Origin of the sequence: Anaeromassilibacillus sp. An250 (assembly GCF_002159845.1) — a bacterium.
GTDB lineage: Bacteria > Bacillota > Clostridia > Oscillospirales > Acutalibacteraceae > Anaeromassilibacillus > Anaeromassilibacillus stercoravium.
In genome coordinates this window covers 1-22,339 of sequence record NZ_NFJK01000029.1, presented here as the reverse complement: position 1 = coordinate 22,339, position 22,339 = coordinate 1, and the positions used below count along the sequence as shown (strand labels likewise).

At 54.9% G+C, this 22,339-nt stretch carries 13 protein-coding genes and 1 rRNA gene; 1 reads left to right on the top strand and 13 read right to left on the bottom strand.

The window, feature by feature from the left end:
- Positions 1-419: 419 nt before the first annotated feature.
- The 7 genes from B5F54_RS16275 to B5F54_RS16245 form a co-directional block, all read right to left on the bottom strand.
- Positions 420-2,051: a putative ABC exporter domain-containing protein gene (locus tag B5F54_RS16275; protein ID WP_087235229.1), complete on the bottom strand. Its 1,632-nt coding sequence runs from the start codon at positions 2,049-2,051 to the stop codon at positions 420-422.
- Complete coding sequence (locus B5F54_RS16270; protein ID WP_087235228.1) at positions 2,048-2,764, bottom strand: ABC transporter ATP-binding protein; 717 nt, start codon at positions 2,762-2,764, stop codon at positions 2,048-2,050. The genes B5F54_RS16275 and B5F54_RS16270 overlap by 4 nt, the downstream gene beginning before the upstream one ends.
- A 72-nt stretch (positions 2,765-2,836) precedes the next feature.
- On the bottom strand, positions 2,837-3,313 hold the full coding sequence (locus B5F54_RS16265; protein ID WP_140400406.1) for a zinc ribbon domain-containing protein: 477 nt from the start codon (positions 3,311-3,313) through the stop codon (positions 2,837-2,839).
- A 173-nt stretch (positions 3,314-3,486) separates the two neighbouring features.
- A complete protein-coding gene (locus B5F54_RS16260; RefSeq protein WP_087235226.1) occupies positions 3,487-4,212 on the bottom strand; it encodes a hypothetical protein in 726 nt (241 codons plus the stop codon).
- A 50-nt stretch (positions 4,213-4,262) separates the two neighbouring features.
- Positions 4,263-6,053, bottom strand: a complete 1,791-nt coding sequence (locus B5F54_RS16255) for a M56 family metallopeptidase (protein ID WP_275532241.1) — start codon at positions 6,051-6,053, stop codon at positions 4,263-4,265.
- A 23-nt stretch (positions 6,054-6,076) separates the two neighbouring features.
- A complete protein-coding gene (locus B5F54_RS16250) occupies positions 6,077-6,445 on the bottom strand; it encodes a BlaI/MecI/CopY family transcriptional regulator (RefSeq protein ID WP_172749775.1) in 369 nt (122 codons plus the stop codon).
- Between the two features lie 276 nt (positions 6,446-6,721).
- Entirely contained in the window at positions 6,722-6,931 is a 210-nt protein-coding gene (locus tag B5F54_RS16245; RefSeq protein ID WP_087235223.1) for a hypothetical protein, read from the bottom strand.
- Between the two features lie 344 nt (positions 6,932-7,275).
- Here B5F54_RS16245 and B5F54_RS16240 point away from each other — a divergent pair, with 344 nt between their 5' ends.
- Positions 7,276-12,072 (top strand): metallophosphoesterase, encoded by a 4,797-nt coding sequence (locus B5F54_RS16240; RefSeq protein WP_172749774.1) that lies wholly within the window; start codon positions 7,276-7,278, stop codon positions 12,070-12,072.
- 336 nt (positions 12,073-12,408) lie between these two features.
- On the opposite strand, the gene B5F54_RS16235 is transcribed toward B5F54_RS16240, so the two are convergent.
- The 6 genes from B5F54_RS16235 to B5F54_RS16210 form a co-directional block, all read right to left on the bottom strand.
- The gene (locus B5F54_RS16235; protein WP_087235221.1) at positions 12,409-13,086 is read right to left on the bottom strand and encodes a TIGR00266 family protein; all 678 of its coding nucleotides are present in this window, start codon (positions 13,084-13,086) and stop codon (positions 12,409-12,411) included.
- Positions 13,087-13,461: 375 nt separating this feature from the next.
- Positions 13,462-18,957, bottom strand: a complete 5,496-nt coding sequence (locus B5F54_RS16225) for an NPCBM/NEW2 domain-containing protein (RefSeq protein WP_087235219.1) — start codon at positions 18,955-18,957, stop codon at positions 13,462-13,464.
- Between the two features lie 453 nt (positions 18,958-19,410).
- Complete coding sequence (locus B5F54_RS16220) at positions 19,411-19,713, bottom strand: hypothetical protein (RefSeq protein ID WP_087235218.1); 303 nt, start codon at positions 19,711-19,713, stop codon at positions 19,411-19,413.
- 26 nt (positions 19,714-19,739) lie between these two features.
- Entirely contained in the window at positions 19,740-20,660 is a 921-nt protein-coding gene (locus tag B5F54_RS16215; RefSeq protein ID WP_087235217.1) for a hypothetical protein, read from the bottom strand.
- 24 nt (positions 20,661-20,684) lie between these two features.
- Positions 20,685-20,888, bottom strand: a complete 204-nt coding sequence (locus tag B5F54_RS17425; protein WP_140400405.1) for a hypothetical protein — start codon at positions 20,886-20,888, stop codon at positions 20,685-20,687.
- Positions 20,889-21,156: 268 nt separating this feature from the next.
- A 23S ribosomal RNA gene (locus tag B5F54_RS16210) occupies positions 21,157-22,339 on the bottom strand; the annotation flags it as partial.

Sequence of the window (22,339 nt, the reverse complement as noted above, 5' to 3'; positions counted from 1 at the left end):
GACCCAGCCCCGGGAGATTTCCTAGGGCTGGGTCCTTCTGTGTTTTTCGCTGCTGTTTTCCGGATGTCGTGTGGGAACGGTGGATTTCTTCCTTTCTCGCTTTTGTAAAGCGATTGGCTTGCTTCTGTAGAGCCTTCCCCGTATGGAGTGGCAAGCAAATTCCTTGCAGTTTCCTTTTGTAGGGAACGCCGTAGGCGCGGAAGGCACTGTGTGCCCGCCGTAGGCGCGAAAAGGCACTGTGTGCCCGCCGTAGGCGCGAAAGGCACTGTGTGCCCGCCGTAGGCGCGAAAGGCACTGTGTGCCCGCCGTAGGCGCGAAAGGCACTGTGTGCCCGCCGTAGGCGCGAAAGGCACTGCGTGCCCGCGTCCCGACCGGAGGTCAGCCGTAGGCGCGAAAGACGCCATGCGTCCGCCTGGGAGTTACAGGGAATTGGTCAACTCCACATTCTCCAGGTTGTTCCGGCAAAGGGCAAACACACCGGCCGAAACCGCCAGGTTCCAGAGCACCACCGGCATCCCGATGACGATCGCGGGCAGGAAATCGCCCATCGTGAGCAGCAGGACCAGGGAAATCCCCACGCCCGGCAAAACCAACAGCAACAAAATCAGCATGTACAATATCATAATCAGCCCTTTGTTCGCCACCGTGCCGAGAATGCGGTCGGAAAGGACGCTGCCCGCAATGTACAACACGCCCATACTGGCATACACCAGGATACATAAAAGGACGGTCAACGGGTTTGCTTGTGCGTAGATGCCCAATATCGCGAATACAATCACGCCGTCCACCACCGGCTTGAGCATGGTGGACATTGCCGCCCACACCAGCTTGGTAAAGCCGCTGGCCGGGACCAAATAGATATAGGGCTTCATCAGTTCCTGCATCCATGCGCCCGCGGCATTCAGGAAAAACAGGATATAACAGCTAAACGCTGCCCCAATAATCATCATCAGGCCCGCCGGCATCACGTCCCCCTCTTCGCTCCAAACATGCGAGAGGATAAACGCCATGCCCAGGTTGACCAGCACCAAGATAATCGTGTTTGAATCCACAAACGGGATGCGGCTTCTGCGCCGCGCCTCACACAGATGCTTATAGAAGAAGGTATTCGCGCCCCAGCCGCGCCGGATGCCCGTGGTGCGCACCTTGTACTTGCGCTTCTTCCCATTGTTGGTGGTCATCATCCCGCTGTCCGCGGCCTTTTTGAGGGCGTCGCGCTGCTCCTGCGCCGTCTCCGTAGACTGCAAGACGTCTTCAAAATAGTCCACATTGCCGCGCACAAACACCAGCACGCACGCTGCGACTGCCAGCACCGTCAGGCCGGCAAACAGGCCCGCCTGCGCCAGGTTCCCGGCGATGAACGCAAAGCACGCGCCCTTGATCCAGCCGAGCAGGGGCAGGTATTCCAGCTTGGGGGAGGAAACCGCCGCCAGCAGCGCCTCCATGTTCGAGCCGCCTTCCGTGAACTCCAACAGGATGATCCCCGCGATCGCAGCAAGATAGACATATAGGATGGCTTTTGCGGTACGCACACGCGCCGGATTGCCATTTGTAAAATTGTAAAGCAACAGCGAGAGCACCTGTACGGAAAACAGCGTCACCGCCGCCCCCACCACCAGGGCCAGCGTATCCGTCCAGACAATCCCGAACGTCTGCGCCATCATCGCCCCGTAGAACAGGAAAAAGAACATCATCAACAGCGTGCGGCCCATCTGCTTCATCAGGCCGTATGCCAGGATCTTTTTGGGGGATATGGGCGACACAAACAGCAGGTTGACGTCGCTCATGCCAAAGAAGGTGGTGCCCTTTTGCAGCGCATTCAAGAGGATGGGCACGGTGAACAACAGCAAAATCCCCAAGTAAGCGCCGTGCAGGATGCGCAGATCCAAAAAGCCGCCCAGGTCCGCCTGCGGCGTCAACGCGGTGCTGATTACCGAATTGACCAGCAGCACCACCAGAAGGATATAGACCACCAGCTTGCCCGGGTGCCGGAACAGCGCCAGCAGGCGGTTTTTCCACTCCTTGCGGAGCATATAAAAAATGGTACTCATGCCGCGCCTCCGTCGGAAGCTCCCTCCGTAATGGAGAAAAAGAGCTGCTCCAGGTCTTCGCCGTTGGCTTCGATTTCGGAGCGGGTGCGCACCGCGGCGATCTTCCCCTGCACCATGATGAGCGCCTTATCCCAAAGCTCTTCCACGCTGTCCAGCATGTGCGTGCTCACCAGGATGGAGCAGCCGTTCTGCCGCAATTCCAGAAGCATCTGCTTGAGCTCCTTGATCGCGTGGGGGTCCAGGCCGACCAGCGGTTCGTCCAGCATGACCACCTTCGGCGCGGGCAAAAGCGCGCAGCAGATGCTCACCTTTTGCTGCATGCCCTTGCTCAGCTCGCCGCCCAGCTTGTTCTGCTTATCGTCCAGCTCCATGCGCTCCAACAGCGCATCCGTCTTTTTCTCCCAATTTTCCACCTTATAGGCCCGCGCGATAAACTCCAGATGCTCCCGCACGGTCAGCGCCTCAAACAGCGCCGGCATCTCCGGGATATAGCCGAACTCCTTTTTGGCCTCCACGCTCTTGTTTGGATGGCCGCAGATCGTGATATTTCCCTGGAAACGCAAAAGGCCCGCGATGCATTTGATCGCCGTGGATTTTCCCGCGCCGTTCGGCCCCAGCAAAACGGCGATTTCGCCCGGATTTACCGTGAAATTCAGATGGTCGTTCGCCACCAGGCGATTATAAATCTTTGTCAGGTCCGTCACCTGTAACATACGTTGCCCTCCCAGTCCCAATCTTTTTCATTCCCGCGTGGGAACTTCCTCGTTCTCTCTTGAAGAAAACCGTCAATACATGGCCACGCCAACCAAAGACGTCATCAGCCCAAAGACGGCGACAAGAGTCAGCACGATCACCGCGGCATAGGCCACAACCGCCCAGATCAACAGCAGTTTTGCGCGGTGCGCCTGCTGGTGCGCGAGCGGGTTCTGAAACGGCGCGCTGTATGGATTCTGCACGCGGCACTGCGGGCAAAATGGCTCCGCCACCCGGTGCACAAATCCGCACTGCGGGCAGGTCATCAGCCGGTTCGCGTTGTTATTGCGCAGGCACAGATAGACGATGCCGGGAATCCAGCCCAGAAAGCCCACCAGCAGGCCCCACATCACCGGGTCGTTGTTCCCGCGCGCCTTTGCGTCGTTATACGTCGCCAGCCCCAGAAGGACCTGTGCGGCAACCCCCGCAAGGCAAACAAAGACAATCATGACAATGAATCCCATCATCGCGTTCATAGCTGCTACTTCTACTGAATAACTGCTCCCCATGATCCCACTCCCTTTGTACTAATATGTTAGTACAATAATATACACTGCATCGCGCTTTGTCAAGAAAAACTACAATTTTGTAAAGAGGGAATGTTTTGCGGAAATGCGAAATGCCCCCGGCATTTGCTCGCCGGGGGCATCTGAATACCACTGCACAAATTTAATACAGGCAATTATGCCGTCAAAAAGGCCTTACCGTCTATGAGCTCACCCTGTTTCTGCTCCACATTTTCCAGCTTATACGTTCCGTCCTGGACGGAGAACGTAAATTGATAGTTGACGCCTTGACCATCCTGTTTTAGAACCAACAGTGTCCGGCCATCCTTACTCATCAAGTAAACAGGCTTGGTGTCTCCAACGGCTCTACCAATTTGTTCCGATACATTTTTTAATTGAAATGTCGTATAGTCCTCGCTATAACAACTGATATGGGTATATTCGCTCACAGGGATTTGGAAAGCTTTAACAAGCGCGTCTTTAAAACCAATTTCCAGCTTAGCGCCAGGTGATTCGCCGTCCTTTGCCGAAATAAAACTTTTTGTTCCTATCTCGTCAAATGGATCGCTGGCAATCCCATGTTTATAGGAAAAACTACCCCATATATGTATCTCATAATACAGGCCGCTTGGATTTTTGACATCCCAATCTGTATCGTAGCTTACTTGATCGCCCCCTGCCATTTGGTAGAATTCTCTACCATCTTCCTCAATATATCCTTCGTAAGAACTCCCTTCTAAATCTGATTTTGAACAATTTGTACTGGCATGAGCGCTGCAGGTGATCGCATTTTTTCCTCCGGTAATCCCTGCCCATGCATCTACATTATATGCGAAACCTGCTGTTGAAAAGATACTTACGAAAACCATCGCAAACATGAATGAAATAACCCTTTTTTTCATTTTTTTCGTCCTTTCTGTATGGTCTTTTGTAATGGCAGTGGTATTCGGAACTACTGAGGAATGCATCTGTTTTCGATAATTGGATACCAATTTTCCTCTCCGCTTATTTTGCTTCTGTCTGTATACGCCCCCATTCTAAAAAAGTGTGCATATATCCCATTTCCATCTTGGTTGAACAGAACTCCTTCCGTATGGTCTTTTTTTATATAAGCCCAAGTATGGTTAAGAGAAAACTTCTCAAAGGAATAACGGCCCATTTGTGCCAACTGTTTTTTTATAGACCCCCCTAAAAGATACGCTTGGTTTTGAATTACGGAAGGATAGACCGTAGAAAAAGCTTCTTCATATTGTGACAAATCAATCTGAAATTGTTCTGCAATTGTTTGTATATGCCGCTTTTCGGATTGCCTTTGAAAATATCTTTGATTCAGTTGTTCTCCCTGACAAGCAAAGGCTGTACCGATTTCAAAAACTTCGGGATGAAACGGATCGGAGAATTCTAATTCGATAAGTGTTATCTGCCCTTGATCTACCTGGTTATCGGCTTGACAGCAAAAGAGCCCGGATGTAATTTCCCCTTTCTTTTTACTGTCGACCGCGAGAAAGAACGGATGGTTTGTATATTCGCGCGTTTGCATTGCAGGGGAGACTTTTTCTAAGAGGCTTCGGTACGATTCTTCCGCCTGTTCGCACCTCTGATAATTTTCATCGGTCAACGGTAATTCGCGGAAGGGCTGATAGGTTTCAAACATCGAGCCTTTTAGACATTCTGCCAAGAGCGCCCTTGTTTCCGCAATCTCCTCCGGCGTTGATTGCGGCTGGGAGGAGGCCCCCGCGCTTACCGCCTGGGCCGGCGCTGGATACAGCGTGCTGGTAAGCAACACCATCCCCACCAAAACACAGCAGAGAAATCCATGCCCTTTCTTTTTGGGAGCTGTGTTGATCATGTTTCGAAAGCGTCCGATCATTTCTTCCTTCCTCCCTATAAAATGGGTGGACAGCGGCACTGCATGGGTTTGATTGGTTAAGACGTCCAGCAGGACCGTTCCATACGCCTTCCGGTAAAGGCGGTCCTTTCCCTTCAGGACAGTATCGTCGCAGGCATTTTCCAAATCCAAATTTGCCTTCTTCGCCAGAATATGTACCAAGGGGTTAAACCAGTGGACGCTCTGCGCCAGCAGAAACACCCACTTGGTCCAAAGGTCGCGCCGTTTGTAATGGGCAAGTTCATGGCGGAAAATAAACATCCGCTGCTCTTGTGAAAACTCCGTCCGCGGCAAAATCAACGTGGGATGAAACAGGCCGGTGAGCATCGGGCTGTCCACTTTGCCGCAGATCCAAACGGGTAGATTGCGCCGGACATGCAGCTCCTTCCGGATCTGCTCCAGGAGGGCTTGCTGCTCCCCGCCACATACAATTTCGCTGTGTGCCCGCAGGAACCGCATATGGAAAACATGTATGCCCACGTGTGCCAAAAGAAAGCAAACCGCCCCGATCAGCCAGAGCAGTGCAATGCCCTCCCCTGCGGATATCTGTCCATAAGAAATCTCAGCTGGGGCCGCGAATCCTGCGGTGGAACCCATGGGAAGCACATCCACAAACGCCGGCGCCTCCGCCTGTCCCATCTGTGCCGCAGAGGGCAGGGCAGCTTCCGTGGCCTTTTGTATTTCTGCACCCCAAGACGGGAGAGCAAACGAAAGAGATGCAGGAATCAAAAGGCGGATGCTAAAGGCCATCCAGAGGAAGCATCTTGCTTGCGCAGCAAACCGCCGTGTGAGCCACTTATTTCCCAGGAAGGAAAGCAACAGCAGGATGGACATTTGCAGGGAGAGCCTCAACACCCGGAAACAGATGCTTTCCAACACTACGATTCCTCCCCTCGGTCCAGCAACGCCCGAATTTCCTCCAAATCCTCCTTGCTCAGGGGCTGGGATTGTACCAGCGCTGCAATCAGGGATTTCGGGGAATTCCGGTACAGCTTTTCCACAAAGGTTTCCGTCTCCGCCGCACGGTAGTCCGCTTCCGCAACCAACGGGATGTAATAATTCAAACGCCCGATTTTCTCACAGGAGAGATATCCCTTCTTGACCAGCCTGCCCAAAACCACCTGCACAGCCTGTATTTTCCAGCCCTTTTGCAGGCGGCGCGCAACTTCGCCGGTGTCCAAGGCCTCCTGCGCTCTCCAAACAACCAACATGACGTCCAATTCCGATTCTGAAAGCCTTTTCAACATATCCATTTACCTCTTTTTGTCTGTTTAACATACAATTGTATGTTAAAAGTATATACCATCTTTCCTCCAGTGTCAAGGTTCTGTAAACAAGCGGAAAAGGGGGCAGCGAGGAGGTTCTCCCTCTTTGCCCTCTTTTTTAACTAGGCCGAAGCCATTTGCCCGCCGCTAAAACACGTGCTGTACAGATGGCTACCATTCAGCGGTTCTTGTATCCGGATAGAGGCTAACTTTGTGGAACTTCTTCCATGCCTGTTCCAGCGCTGCCGGAAGCCCCTCCTATTCCTTTCCCGCTTCTGCATTTGCCTGGGAAATCCGTTCGGCAATCGGACGCAATTGCTTCTCAAGCTCTTCTGCGGAAACGTTCACTGTTCTTGGGTCGATCGTATTGGTAAGGCCCGCTGCCTGTAACTCCTCGTCGGTTGGGAAGTGAAACGTCGTTCCATATTCTGCGTTTAACTTGTCCAATACCGACTGATAGGCTTGCAAATTTCCAGTCCCTCCTAAAGGCACTGCGAAAAGCATGAGCAAACAAAGGCATAAACAAAAACTTAAAAATTTTTTCAATACAACCACCCCTTCCAAAGACGCTTATTTTACTTTCTACAAAATTACTTCTGTATAAATCTTATAACGATTTCTTCATGCGGTCAATCCACCCATTTAAATATTATTCAATTTATATTTTTATTTTTAATATTCTTTAATCCAAACCTTACCTGTTTTTAACGATGGATTCCTATACTTTTTGGGAAGGCGTGTGACGACACGCGCCGTTCCCTATCAAACGTCCCAAGGGACGAAAGGTGATTGCAGAATTGGAGGAAAAAATGATGCAAAGCCACAGGAAATGGTACAAGCGAACCCTTGCGCTGCTCCTGGCGGTAGCCATGGTCGCTACGCCGGCAACAGCGTTTGCACAGACGGAGCCAGCCGCGGAAGAACCGGCGGCCAGCGTCGTCTATGCGCCGGAGGACCTCGCTGCGTTCTCCGAAGCCCTCGACAGCGCCGGTTACGACCTGCCGGACAACACGGCAGCCCTCGCGGCACTTTCGGAAGAGCAACCTGACCTCAGCACCCAGAACATCCAGATGGAAGTTTCCCCGGCAGCGCCGGCCAGCGTCCTCCGCACGGCGCAGAGCGCCGCGCCGCAGGCGGAGACCTCTTCCACCCTCAAGATCATGCAGGTTTCCGACACCCACCTGCTGCCGGAATCCATGCAGCCGAACGGCGGCGAAACACAGCAGCCGGGCCAGTTCCAGCCCGCACTGGACGGGGACGGCAACCTGGTGAACACCGAGCCGTTCGAATACCCGGATTTCGCCGCAGCCCTGCACTCCGACCGCAAGATGATGGCGGAGAGCGAGGACATCGACGCCCGCGTCTTTGAGATGGTTGACGAGGCCGACCCGGACGTGCTGGTCATCAGCGGCGACCTGACCAAGGACGGCGAGGAACCGGCCCACCGCGAGATGGCCGCGATGCTGACCGAGCTCCGGGCCGCCAACCCGAACATGCAGATCTATGTCATCAACGGCAACCACGACGTCAACAATTCCGATGCAACCGACTTTTCCACCTGTGTGAAGGATTCCTATGGCACGGCGACCACCAGCGCCATGGACCCGGATCTCAAGACCACCCCGGAAGAGTTCAAGGAAATTTACCATGACGTCTCCTACACGGACGCCATTGCAACCTACACCCCGCCGGAAGGGAAGCAGCAGGGCGGCCTCTCCTATGTGGCGCGCCCAGCGGAGGGCTTCACCTTTATCGTCATGGACTCCGGCAAATACAGCGCGGACGTCACCGACAGCGGCACGGACGAGCACATGACGGGCGGCGCGCTCAGCGAAGACCTGCTCCAGTGGGTCGCGGAACAGGCTGCGGAAGCCAATGCGCGCGGCGATGTTGTGATCGGCGTGGAACACCACGGCCTGGTCCCGCACTTTGGCATGGAGCCGGACATCCTCGGAGAATACCTCGCGGACAACTACGAAGAGGCTGCGGAAGCGCTTTCTGCCGCAGGCGTGAACATCGTCCTGACGGGCCACATGCATGCCAACGACATCGCCTCCCGTGAGATCAACGGCAAGATGTTCTATGACATCGAAACCGGTTCCTGCGTCACCTATCCCTCCCCGGTGCGCACCATCACCCTGACCCGCACCCAGGAAGAAAACGGCAGCATCCAGGTGAACGCGCAGATTGCCACCGACCTGGTGGACACCGTGAATTACAACGGTGTGGAAATTGAGGACTTCACCGCCTACGGCAAAAACGCCACGGCGCTTTCCGGCGACATGATCAGCGGCGCGGCCGGAAACCTGCTGGTGCGTCCTCTGGTGGAGCAGGTCCTTGCGGCGGGCGGCACAAAAGCGGCCCTGACCGCCCTGCTGGAACAGGACCCGGGCGACCTGGTGGTCTCCATGCTGGACGAGTACCTGCCGCACACCGAGGAAGACGGCATGCATGTCACCCTCTCCGGCATTGACGCAACCCTCTGGCACGCGGACGGGAAGGTGCATGGAACGGCTTCCGTCAGCGGGCTGGATGCACATATCGTCATTGCGGACAGCGACGTCAAAGAAAAGCTGGTGGATGTGCTGCTCCAGCAGGTGGACGAGAAGGTCCTCCCCGAGGGCGGCCTGCTCGACCAGACCATCGAGGCAATCGCAACCTCTGTCGCAGACATGCAGATCGACGCGGAACATACCGTGATGGACTTGGCCAACTACGTCTACCAGGGCCATCTGGCGGGCGATGAGCCCCAGGAAATCCCGGATTGGGTCAACACCGGCATCGCACAGCTGCGCGACGTGACGCTGGTCAACGCGCTGGTGGCCGCTGTGGTGGACTGCGCTTCCAACGAAGCGTCCGGCATTGCCGATGCACTGACCTTCAACGCCTCCGATCTCATCAAAGGCAACGACGGGTTCGTGGACAACCTGGCCGCTGCGCTGGTGGCCGGCATGGTGGGCGGCTCCAATGCCACGGTCGGCAAAGTCGTGGAGATCCTCCCGGTCACGGTCCCGGGTGTGGAGGAACCCACCAATGAGCAGAAGATTGCATTCCTGCTGAACGGCCTTATCAACGGCGACGGCACGGAAGAAAACCCCGGCCTTCTGACCGAAGAGATCAAACAACAGGTCGGCGATTTCGCTGCGAACGTCTGCGAGTCCTTCATCCAGGACGACAACAGCGCGACCGGCGGCACGGAAAACAACGGCGAGATCGACTTTGTCCTGCCGAACGGGAACATCGTCGTGTCCGGCGGCAACCTCACGGGAGAGACGTATCAGAACCTCGACGATGCCCTGCTCGCCATCAAGCGCGATACCGACGGCGAAGGCCCCTACACCCTGTATCTGAACAAAGACGAAGACTTCCTGATGTACGAAGAGACCGCCGGCCTCTCCTGCTACTATGCGATGCGCAATGTGGATAAGCCGCTGGTCATCGACGGCCAGGGCCACACGCTGGGCGTGGCCGATACAAGGCCCTGCTTCCTGCGCACCTATGGCGACATCACCTTTAAAAACGTAAATTTGGATATGGCGAATACCACCCTGATCACCTGGAAGAGCAACGCGGAAATCAAGATGGACGACACCGTGTCCGGCTCCCTCAAGAGCTTCCGCGACGACTCCGCCTCCCGGTATTGCTACTATACCGTCGATCTGAGCAACCTCTCCATGGAAAGCATGGAGGGCAATGGGCGCAGCATCCTGCGCGTTGCCAACTGCGGCACGCCGGAAGAGCCCGCCGTGATGGACATCACGGGCATGGGCGGCACCAAGCTGGACCGCTCCTGGCTGTCCATCGAGGGCGACTGCACAGCTGATCTCGGCACTGTGAGCACTACGAGCGTCGGCGGCGGCCTGGTGCTGACGGGCGACGCCACCATCAAGGGCCTCAGCGGATGGAATAAACTTGAGAGCAACACCCCCGCCACCGTAGAAATCCCCGCCGGAAGCGTCCTGACGGTCACCGACTTCCTGTTCGGCAAGAACAGCGTCACCGTCACCGGGGATGCGCAGGTTGGCGACGTGGTTGTCCGCGCAGAGGAGCAGGAGGACGGTTCGTTCTTCCTCAGCAGCCCGGAAAACATGGAGCTGGTTTACGCGGACGGCGCATACACCTTGCAGGAAAAAGCGCCGGTGGAATACCCGCTGACGGTCCACTTTGACCCGCGCACGGTGCAGATTGCCGTCAACGATATCTTCCCCGGCATTGCAAACGTGACCGGCACGTATCAGACCACGGTCTTCTCCGGCGACGAGTTCACGATGCTCTTCGTGCCCACGGCGGACGGGCGCGAAATCGCCTCTATGGAAATCAACGGGGAAGCGCAAGTTTTGGAGAGCAGCGGCCCCTTCTCTTACACGCTGACCATGCCGGAGGGCGAAACCACTTTGGACGTCGTCGCGACGGTGGTCGATAAGAGCGTGCTCCGCGCCGTCATCGAGGCGGCGGTAGCCCTGCAGGGCGGCGAAGAATACGAAGCGGCTGTCCCTGCGGTGCAGGAAACCTTCGACAAGGCTTTGGAAAACGCACAGGCAATTGAAGCGGTGATCGCTGTATCCCAGGCGGAAATCGACGAAGCATGGAGCGGCCTGCTGGATGCGATCCATCTTCTGAGCTTTGAAGCGGGCGACCCGGCCGCGCTGAACACGCTGTTGGATATCGTGGCTTCCCTGACGGAGGAGAACTTCACAACCGGCAGCTGGGCGGATCTACAGGCAGCTGTTTCCGATGCGCAGGAAGCCATCGAGAGCGGCCTGAAGGCGGAAATGGACAAAGCCTATGAAACCCTGTATGACGCCCTGAACGCCCTGGTTTACCGCGCGGACTTTGCGCAGCTCGACCAGGCGATTGCAGAGGCACAGGAAATCGATTTGGACGAGTACCTCGATTTGGAAGGCACCAAAGAGGCGTTCACCGCCGCTTTGGAACGTGCGCTGGCCGTACAAGCCAACGTGGATGCAGACCAGGAAACGGTCGATCAGGCGGCGCAGGCGCTGATTGAGGCCATGGCAGCGCTGCGCAAGACGCCGAGCAAGGAAGCGCTCGCGGAGCTGGTGGGCACTGCCTCCGCGATGGACACCTCCAAATATACGGCGGCCAGCGTATCCGCTCTCAACCGCGCCCTGGACGGCGCACAGGCAGTCCTGGCGGATGAAGCCGCTACGGAAGCGGATGTAGAAACCGTTTATCGTGCGCTTTCCACCGCGCTGGACAATTTGGTGGAAAGACCGGCGAGACCGGTATCCGGCAATCACGGCAGCACATCCGCGAACATTGGCAATGCATATGGTGCAGCGGGCGTTGTCTCCGCAAGCCAGACCGTGGCGGCAAATGCCTATGTGATTTCCGATACGACGGTCAACTTCACCTTGAAGAGAGGCAGCGCATACTGCTTCAAGATGACCGTGGTCAACGGCAACAGCATGGTGCCGAGCTTCACGGCCGGCAACGGCGATGTGCTGAAGACGCAGTTCGTGGCGAAGGTTGGCAACGACTACTACTACAGAGTCTATGCCACCGGTACGCCGGGCCAGAGCACGGGCGTTTACACCACCCTGCCGGGCCAGAACGCGGTCAAACATTGTTCCGTGACGATTGCGTAAGTGCTTTCGTAGACAAATGTTGTGCGTCTGATTGGCAGATCGGAAACAATAAAATAAAAGGGAAGGCTTTTCCCTAATAAACAGCAAGGACCCAATCCTGGAACTCCCGGGATTGGGTCCTTCTGTATTTGATGCTTCTATTTCCCACATGTGGCGGGGCTGCGATGGTTGCCTTTATGAAGATTCTTGCCTTGCTTCTGTAGGGCTTCCCATATGGAGCGGAAAACAAACTCTTTTCCGTTTGCTTTCTTAGGGAACGCCGTAGGCGAGAGAGGCACTGTGTGCCCGCGAAAGGCACTGCGTGCCCGCTGCGTGCCTGTGTCCCGACCGGTAGGTCTAGTTCCCGGACGGGATGAAGCCTCTGAGGGCGCTTGCAAGGCTTGAAAGGGGCATGGTTTGAAGCCAAACCTTGCCAGGGCCGGTCAATAGCGTATTAAAAAATCCTTCGCCGCCCAAGACCTTATTTTTCAGGCCGGGGACCTGTTGAATATCAATGGAAACGCTTGTTTCAAATCCGGCGACGTTCCCGGTATCCACAACAAGCTGCTGCCCAGCCGCCAATTCGTATTCGACCAGTTCGCCGTCGATTTCAACAAACGCCATCCCCTGGCCGGACAACCTCTGCATAATAAAGCCTTCGCCGCCAAAAAAGCCTGCGCCGATCTTTTTGTTGAAATGGATGCTCAATTCAACACCTATCTCTGACGCAAGGAACGCCCTCTTTTGCACGATTAATTCTTTCCCCGGCTCAATCTGCAACGGCAGGATTTTTCCGGGAAAACTGGACCCAAAGGCAATCATGCCCGGACCGCCTTGCGCGGTATAGATATTTTGGAACATACTCTCCCCCGAGAACGCCTTGGAAAACATTTTCCCAATGCCGCCCCCGGTCGTGGACATCATCATATTCGGTGTTTGCCATACCATAGAGCCTTTTTCGGTGATCATCGTCTCGCCATTGTCGAGATAGCAAACGACCACGGGAAATGCGCCGCCTTTTATTTCGTATTTCATAACTTCTTCCTCTCCTTACATGGATGATCTTGGATTCTTTCGATCCATCCCCTGTGTTTCCTGGGAAAAGCCGCTAATGCATTCGTTGCAGGGCCCCCTTTCTCAGCCCCCGCTTCCACCATTCCGCTATGACCCAACCGCCTTTCCCTTTTGTTCCAGTCTATCATTTTATAGACCGTTTGAAAAGCTTTTTTGTGCATTTTTAATCTTATCTGCTTTTGCCGGGACGATCCCGCATGTTCCTTTGCCCTGTGCCTACAACATAAAAACACCGGTGGGATGCGGCTGCAGCCCACCGGCATTCTCTTCGCTGCTTTTCATCGATCGGCACGCTGGTTTGCTTCCCGCACGGCCCCTGCCGTTGCTTCAAACCGGTCAGCCTTCCAGCAGCATCCTTTTGAGTTTTACAAGGTCTAAGACGTTGCACACACCGTCGTGGTTCAAATCCACCGCCGACAGTTCTTCTTCCGTCAGTTCCACATTTCCAAGGATAAAGTCCATGACATAGGTGATATCCTCGTCATCGAACACGCCGTCGCCCGTGACGTCGCCTTCTACCCCGCTGGCCGCTACCACAATCACAACGCGGTCGATCACCTCGCCTTGTACGGTCAAAGTCACTTCACAGCCGTCTTCGAGCAGCGCGTCCGGCTCCATTTCCTTTCCGTCTGCATCTACGATCGCCAGTTCGCCCTCATAGGCATAGAACTGCTCCAGTGCCTCCTGGACTGTGGTGCCCTCCGGAATGGTGGCCTGCCCGCCGGCAATCTCATAGGTGTCGGAATAGATGCGGTTCTCCGATGCAGAGACCTCTGTGAGGAATTTCGCATCCGCCCAGTCCGCGTGGTCCGAGTTGTTGGTGTCCACCATCAGCGCGTCCAGCTGGATCGTCTCCACGCCGGTGAGGTCCAGGTCGATGAACTGCGCGGGCGACTTTGCGTTCATTACGCCGCTGTCAAACGCGGGCTCCCCATCCAAATATACAACAAATTGCACGGTGGGAGCGGAACTGTCGTAGTAGGAATAGTCGATGCCGCACCAGCTCTGGAACCGGGTAAAGCCCTGGTCCGCAATGTCATAGACAATCGTCGATTCCGCATGGGTGCCCAGGCCCTTCTCATAGGTCACCGGGCCTCCCGCTTCCTCGTTATAGAGCGTGAGCGGACGGCGCTCGATCTCCTGGTCGCGCAGGACCGGGTGGCCTTCCCAGCCGCTTTCTGCGCGCACCCACGGGAGGTCGGACAGATAGGCTGTGTCTGTCACGTCGATGCGGAAGACATACTCCTGTTCGCTGCCGTCCGGGGCGGTCACGGTTGCACGCAGCACATTCTCGCCCAGATACAGCGGGATCTCCCCTTCCAGGAGATTGCCTTCCGAGGTGAAGGATTCCCCGTTTGCGGTAAAGGCGATGGTCGCGCCCATCTCCTCCGCCTCCAGCACAAACTGGGTGCTGGAGCGGTACGAAGAGCCACGGTAGGTCAAAACGTCCGGCTGCACCTCTTCCTCCAGGGAAATATCCGAGAAGGACGCGCGCTCCAAGTTGGCATTGTCCTCCTGCGCTACCTTGACGCGGATGGTGTAATACTTTGTCTCCGCCAAGGATTCCGCTTTCACGGCAATGGTAAATCTGGTCAGGCCGGGCCCCGCCTCGCAGCTGAGCGCAGAGCCGCCCGTCGTCTCGTGGCCATTGGAGACGATCACGGAGGAACGGGAATTGGCCGCCTCTGCCTCAAGTGTAAACGAGACCGGTTCTTCGCTGGTAATCAGGTAGTCGGTCTTCTCCGGATCGAAGCCCTCGATGGTCTCCCCGTTGACCTTCAGGTCTGCGAGGTCCGTGTCCGTGTAGCCGTTGCGGACAACCACCAGAAGGTACTGCTGCTGTTTCCCATCCGGCGCCGTCACATCCATATCGATATAGTTGAGGCCGGAAAGGATTTGGATCTCTTCGTCAAAGCTGGCGACATCCTCTGCCAGCACTTCCTCATTGACTGTGACCCTCATGCGCGCATCCGGGTTTTGCGTGGCGCAGCGCAGCGGCAGGGACTCAACCTCCTCGGTCACGCCCGTGATATAACCATATGTCGTGAAATGGAAGGGCGCGGACAGCTCCTGTTCGCCCAATTCGAGGTTGGACAGCCACGCATTCGGGGATTCCGGCAGCGCCTCATAGGTGACTGCCACCGTATAGGTGCGGGCCGGACCGTCCGCGGCGGTCACCGTGACCGCCAGCTCGTTTTCGCCCTCCTGCAGCGTCAGGCTTGCCGCATCCACCGGCTGTTCGTTCAGCGCAAAGGATACCTCCGCCCCTTCGGACTCCGGCTGCGCAGAAATGCGCAGTTCCGCCGCAGAGCTATATGCCTGATAGTCGAGGTTCTCACCCGAGAAGTTCGGGGAGAGGGCGATTCCCGCGCCGCTTGCCTTTTGCAGGGTTAGGGTTTTCAGATATGCGTTGCCCATGGGGTCGCCGCGCATGTCCACCGGACCCATGGCGTCCGTTTCGGTTGCCGCGCCCGGCATACCAGAGGCGTCGACCGGGATCACCCTGGCCTTGATGTATTTGCCCTGGTAGTCCGCCGGGATGTTCCAGGTATCCCCGGACGCGCCGCTGATCTTTGTGTATTCCCCATCGGCTGTATCCGCGGCATACCAGGCGATCACGCTGCCCGCCTCTGCATCGCCGTCCGGGTCGCTGAATGTATACTGCACGGAGAGGGTGTCCCCGACAGCCGCCTGTGCCGTGCCGAACGCCGCATCGGAGGCAACCGGGGCCTGGTTTTCATACGCAAAGGCCTGCGGTTCGCCGTTGATGGTCAATTCGCTGAACGTGAACGTATTGCCGTTGTTTCCGCCGGACGCTGCCCACATGGCCAGCCGGATGCCCGTGTTCCCAATGGTCGTGTTGTCGAGCTCGGCGAACTTGACCCAATCCGCACCCTCGGTGGTGCGCTTATAATAGCCTTCAAAGTGGTCACCGTCTTTGACAATCTTGAAGTCGATCGCATCGTCATAATAAAAGCCGTCCTGGTCGTCCTTGCCAACGCGATGGTCCTCATTGCCAACCCGGTTGGATTCGGTCACCAGAATCGTACCCAGATGGTTCTTTTTCTGGCAAGCGACATAATTGTCGAGATCTTTCAGGATGCCAAACCCAATTTCCTCATACGTCTGATAGGTCTTGCCCGTCACCCTAACGGTGGCCTCAAAATTTTCTCCGTCTGCAATCGGGAACGTCACAACGTTCTGCTGTTCGTCGCGGATATCAAAAAAGCCGTATAGGTTCGGCACGGTCAGCGTCAAGACGTCCGGATCGTCAATGGCCCAGAATCCCGGCACTTCATATTCGATTTCCGGGATCACGGTTTCGCCGCCGATGCTGATGGAAACCAGCATCGAGTCGGAAACGCCGTTTGCACTGGCCGCCCGGACCTCCACAACGCCGTCCTGCACTGCGGTCAGGACGCCGTCCACATCGATCGTCGCCGCTTCTGTGGCTTCGCCCGTCGCCGCATCGGCCACGGACCAGGTGAGTTCCGCGCCGGCCTCCGCCGGGACGGTCTCTGCCGAAAGCTGCATGGTTTCACCCGCTGCATGCAGGATATCCTGCGGGGCGGAAATCTTGACCGATTCCGCTGCGGCGCCCTGGCCGTCCGAAACGGTGATGTCCACGCGGTTGCTCTCGAAGACGCTGCCGTCGGTGGCCACCATGCTGGCGTACACCTGCGCATGGCCGGGGGCAACCGCTTCAACGGTTCCGCCCGCCCCATCCACGCGCACGACCGATTCGTCCGTGCTGATATATTGGACTTTGCAATCCTTTAAGAGGAACTGCTTGATCGAATCCTCGTTCAAACGGACGTCCTCATCCTCCAACTGGATTTCCGCCGTATCCATATCGCTGACGCTGGCGCGCGTATTCAGGCCGTCTCCATAGGTATTGCCGGAGAGCACCACATTTTTACAGCCCCGGAAGGAGAAAAGCCCCGCATCGTTGACGTTGGTGCTCATCTCCAGCTTCAGCCCGGCTTTCCCTCCGGGCTGCAATTGGTCTGTGGAAACCGTCAGCTCGCTGTCGATCCCATCGTCTGCACGCTTAAACGCATTGTCGCGGATGGTCAGATTTTCCACACTGAGCGCCGAAATAGCCGACGTGTTATTCAGATAGAACGTGTTGCCTTCAATGGTCATGTTTTTGTGCAAGGGGTTGTTTGGATCGAGTTCCTGGATAATCGGTTCAATGTGGATGTTTGTCTGGTTGCCCTCCCAAAAAACATTGTCGCGGATGGTCACATTCCGGGTATACCCGGATTCATACCAGCCGTTTGCATCGTCCGAAATAAAAATCGTCCACATATCGATGTTCCGGAACTGGTTGCCTTCGATCAGCACATCCCCGCGGGTGGTACAGAGCAGGCCGCGGCAGCTCGACTGGGAGAAGACATTGTTGCGGATCTCCACATCCGGCGTATAGGTGATGTTTTCCACCACGTATCCGGTGGGGTCCCCACTGTTTAAAATCTCGTCTGGGAGGTCCCGGTCAAAAGTGAGGACGATGTTCTTCCGGTTTTCCAGGTCATAGTCTTCCTCTGCGGGATTTTCCACCTCGGTGACAATGGCGTTCCGCACCTCTTCAGAACCAACGGCCTGCAAGCTGGAACGCGCAATAAACTCGACCTCGTCGCCCACATAATAGTTCGGGAAACCGTAGGTCTCGCGCTCCATATAGCGCACGCGGACTTTATTTGGCGCCAAGACCTCCTGAATTTCCAGGAAGGTGCCGTGGATGTTGATCGGGTCATCCTGGGAATTGTTAAAGTAGCAGTTCTGGACCGTGATCTTCCCGCCGCAGCCGGACATCTGAATCACGTCCGCAGAGGCCGCGGTTTTTGTGCCCTTGCGCGCGTTGGTGGCCACATCGACGTTGTCAATGGTGATGTCCTTGGAGAACTGGCCGATGATTGCAAAGGAATGCAGGAAATTGGCGTTAATATCACGGATTGTGACGTCTTCGCTCTCCCATAGCAGCATCGAAGGATTGTCGCGGGTCGTCTCCTTGATCTGGATGTTGTAACCCGCCTGCGCCTTGGGCGGCCCGGAATAGTGGAAGAGCACCCGGCGGTTGCCCAGCTCTTCAATGGAAGTGCAGTTCTCAAACAGCGTCATGCAGCCGTCCCAAGCGCGGTGGATTTCGCCTGTGAGCAGGTTGTTCCACTGGTCAAACGGGTAATTGTCATAGATCCAATACCGGTTGCCGGTCTTCGGGCTGACTTCCCCGTAGAAGATCAGGCGGTTGCCGTCGATTGCATATTCATAACAATCCGGGATATAGACCGTGGCCGTATCCTCCGTGACCGCTTCGACCGTTAAGTCGATGACATATGGCCTTGCAAAATCATACGTCAAGTTTTGGATTTTTACGTTTTCACAATCGATGACGGCAAACGACATCATTTTCCCGTGGAAGATCAGCTTAGAACCGCCGCCGTCCAAGGTGACGTCCTGCATATCTTCCAAGAGGATTCCAATGGTGCGGATCGAATTCTCCTCCAGCTCCGTATTGCTCGGGGTGGTGGAGTTCGATATGTAGATTCTCCGTGTGATGGCGTCGTCCGGCCAAATATTGTATTCCCCTTTCGGGAAATAGATGGTCACCGGCCCGTCCACTTCCTTCGCGGCCTCAATTGCCTTTTGAATCGGGACCGCGCTGTCTTCCTGGCCGGAAGGATCGGCCCCAAAATCCGTTACATCAATGACCGTGCCCTCTTCGCTGGCAAACGCATTGGTTGGCAGTGCGAACGTTGCAAAACAGCTTGTCAAAACAAGCGCGATGATACACAGCCAGGAAACGGCCCCTTTCCATTTGTTCCCTTTCATTTCTCTCTCCCTTTCCAAAAGATACAACTTTCATCCCCTTGTTAAAAAACCGCTCTATCCCCCTTTACAATTTGATGGCTGTTTCTATTTTACGTTTAAATATTCAACAAATCAATTGGTAATCTTGTAGAAGTTTATTAATTTTATTGCAATTTATATAAATATTACAACGTAAGCATATTGATAACGCTTCTACGCCTTCACAAAATGCAAATCGCCCCGGCCCTCGCCGTACGAAAACGGACGAAGGCCGGGGTTATTTTCTGATTAAACAGGTTTGATATGGGCAGGGATGGAGTTGCTTCCTGTGCGGCCAAACGGCCACGCAGTCGCAACGAACTTTTGTATTCCTCTGGCAGGCAAAAAGGGCACCGCGGCGCTACAGGCTGCCGGTTTGACTGGAGCACTCTTTCCGCAGAAAATTCCTAGGGATATCCACTGGAGAATCCGGCTTTACCGCCCGAAAGTTTCCGGATGCAAAAGGAATGCCGCCAAAAGGCATGCCGCAAGCAGCGCAATGGTCGTGCAAATGCCATACACGGTTGCCTTTGCAATCGCCCGGCGCTTTTCCGCAAGCCCCTCCGGAATCCTGCCATAATAGAAGCTCAGGCTGATGAGCAAGACCGCAAAAAGCAGGAGCGGGATGCTGATAGAAAAATAGTTCTCCGGCAAAACGGACGCAATCAACGAGGGGACCACCCCTATATAGAAACCATAGCGCCGGATCAGTTCATAGATGCGTGTGCCCAGATGCATACCATCCTCCGGGAAACGGCTCCCTTTTACAATTTGGTTTCTCTTCTCCTTTTCTTCTGTATAAAAGAGGCGATCCAATAAAGAAGGCATGCCGCAGATACGATTTCTATCCCGCCAACCAAGGATAATCCAACGGAAAAAACCACATTCTGAACAAACATGGGATTAAGCATCCATTGAAAGGCAGGAAGAACCATCAACAAAATCACAAAATACAGGACGTTCCCCTCCAAATAGGTTGAGAGCCGCATCCTTCCATAGAAAAGAAGGACAGCCAGGCCCGCAAGCAGCCATTTTGACAGGGCCAGAAACACGCCGTCCAGAAATGTCCCCGCACTGGAAGCCCAGGAAGCAAAGGCCATGTCCTGGTGGGAAATGACCGCCTGGTTTCCCATGAAATAAAGGACCCGGCAGGCACCCTCTGCCAGCACTCCCGCGAGGGAAGCGGCGGCAAACCACCCATATTTTTCCCGCTCCTGTAGGAACCGGCAGCGTGTGGAACCGCCTTGCGCCGGCGCGGTTTGTCTCCCAGCAGCCATCTGGAGGAATCCGCCGAGCGCCGCCATCAAAATCGACGCCCAAACCATTCTTGGAAAGGCCCAAATACAAATACTCCATCCTATCCCAGCAGAAGGCCGGAAAAGGATTGCAAACAAACCGGCGAAAAGGAAAAAAACTACAAACCAGCTCCATGCCAAAAGCGTATAGCGCCGCAAGCTCAGCCGATTTTTCAAAAGGGAAATCCCTAAATACACAATCACTGCAATCGAAAGCCCTAAGACAAGGATTTTCGCACTTGCCTCAAAACTCCAAAGGCGGTCTGTGCGGACAAAATCCGTTCCCGACGCCACCCCGTAATACAAGAGCAAAGAGAGAACCGCCAGGACAGCAATCCCTGCCCCTAGAAATTTTCCCCTTTTTCCAAAAGCGCCGCTTCTTGCCATCATAGAAGTGCCTCCCTGCTTGTTAAGTTAATCAGAACCTGGCGTTACTTCTACTGTATCTCCTAATGTTCCAAAGTCCGCATCCTCGATTTTTACATTTTCTCCTGAGAAGTTCCCATACAGATGAAAACTCGCACTAAAACGTGCAGTATACCCATCTGACGATTTATTTGCATTTGTAGATATATTTTTGGGAGAAAAATGCCATCCCACTCCTGCGTCAGCGTACATAATATTCTTCAAGGACGCATTATAAGCACTCAAAATTTTTCCAGTATTCCCTTACAAATATTACTATTATTTATATAATCTGTCAACATTTTTCATATAGCATTTAATATAATAATATAATTTAATATGGAATATTTTTATAATTTTTATATAAAATTTTTACACAAAAAAAGACCCATCCAATCTGGATGGGTCTTTGCCAGTACACTGAAAACTGAATAAAGATTTAAGATAGAAGTTCTTGGAAAAAGCTTCGAACCAAGGAACTATGGTCAAGCCCTCGGCCTATTAGTACTGCCAAGCTGAACATGTTACCATGCTTACACACGCAGCCTATCAACCTTGTAGTCTTCAAGGGGCCTTACTAGCTTACGCTATGGGATATCTTATCTTGGAGTCGGCTTCACGCTTAGATGCTTTCAGCGTTTATCCGATCCGCACATAGTTGCCCAGCTGTGCTCCTGGCGGAACAACTGGTGCGCCAGAGGTGCGTCCATCCCGGTCCTCTCGTACTAAGGACAGCTCTCCTCAAATATCCTACGCCCACGACAGATAGGGACCGAACTGTCTCACGACGTTCTGAACCCAGCTCGCGTACCACTTTAATCGGCGAACAGCCGAACCCTTGGGACCGAATACAGCCCCAGGATGTGATGAGCCGACATCGAGGTGCCAAACCTCCCCGTCGATGTGGACTCTTGGGGGAGATCAGCCTGTTATCCCCAGGGTAGCTTTTATCCGTTGAGCGACGGCAATTCCACTCTCATACCGCCGGATCACTAACTCCAACTTTCGTTACTGCTCGGGCCGTCACCCTCGCAGTTAGGCTGGCTTACGCGTTTACACTCTAAGGCACGGTTTCCGTCCGTGCTGAGCCAACCTTTGAGCGCCTCCGTTACCTTTTTGGAGGCGACCGCCCCAGTCAAACTGCCCGTCTAACAATGTCCCCCGGCCGGATTCACGGCCGCAGGTTAGAATTCCAGCAACTTAAGGGTGGTATCCCAAGGGTGACTCCGCTAACACTGGCGTGCTAGTTTCCCAGTCTCCCACCTATCCTGTACATAAATTACCGAAACCCAATATTAAACTGCAGTAAAGCTCCATGGGGTCTTTCCGTCTTGTCGCGGGTAACCGGCATCTTCACCGGTACTACAATTTCGCCGGGCGGGTAATTGAGACAGTGCCCAGATCGTTACACCATTCGTGCGGGTCGGAACTTACCCGACAAGGAATTTCGCTACCTTAGGACCGTTATAGTTACGGCCGCCGTTTACTGGGGCTTCAATTCAATGCTTGCACATCTCCTCTTAACCTTCCAGCACCGGGCAGGTGTCAGCCCCTATACTTCATCTTTCGATTTAGCAGAGACCTGTGTTTTTGCTAAACAGTCGCCTGGGCCTATTCACTGCGGCCACGTCTCCGTGGCGTCCCTTTTCCCTAAGTTACGGGAC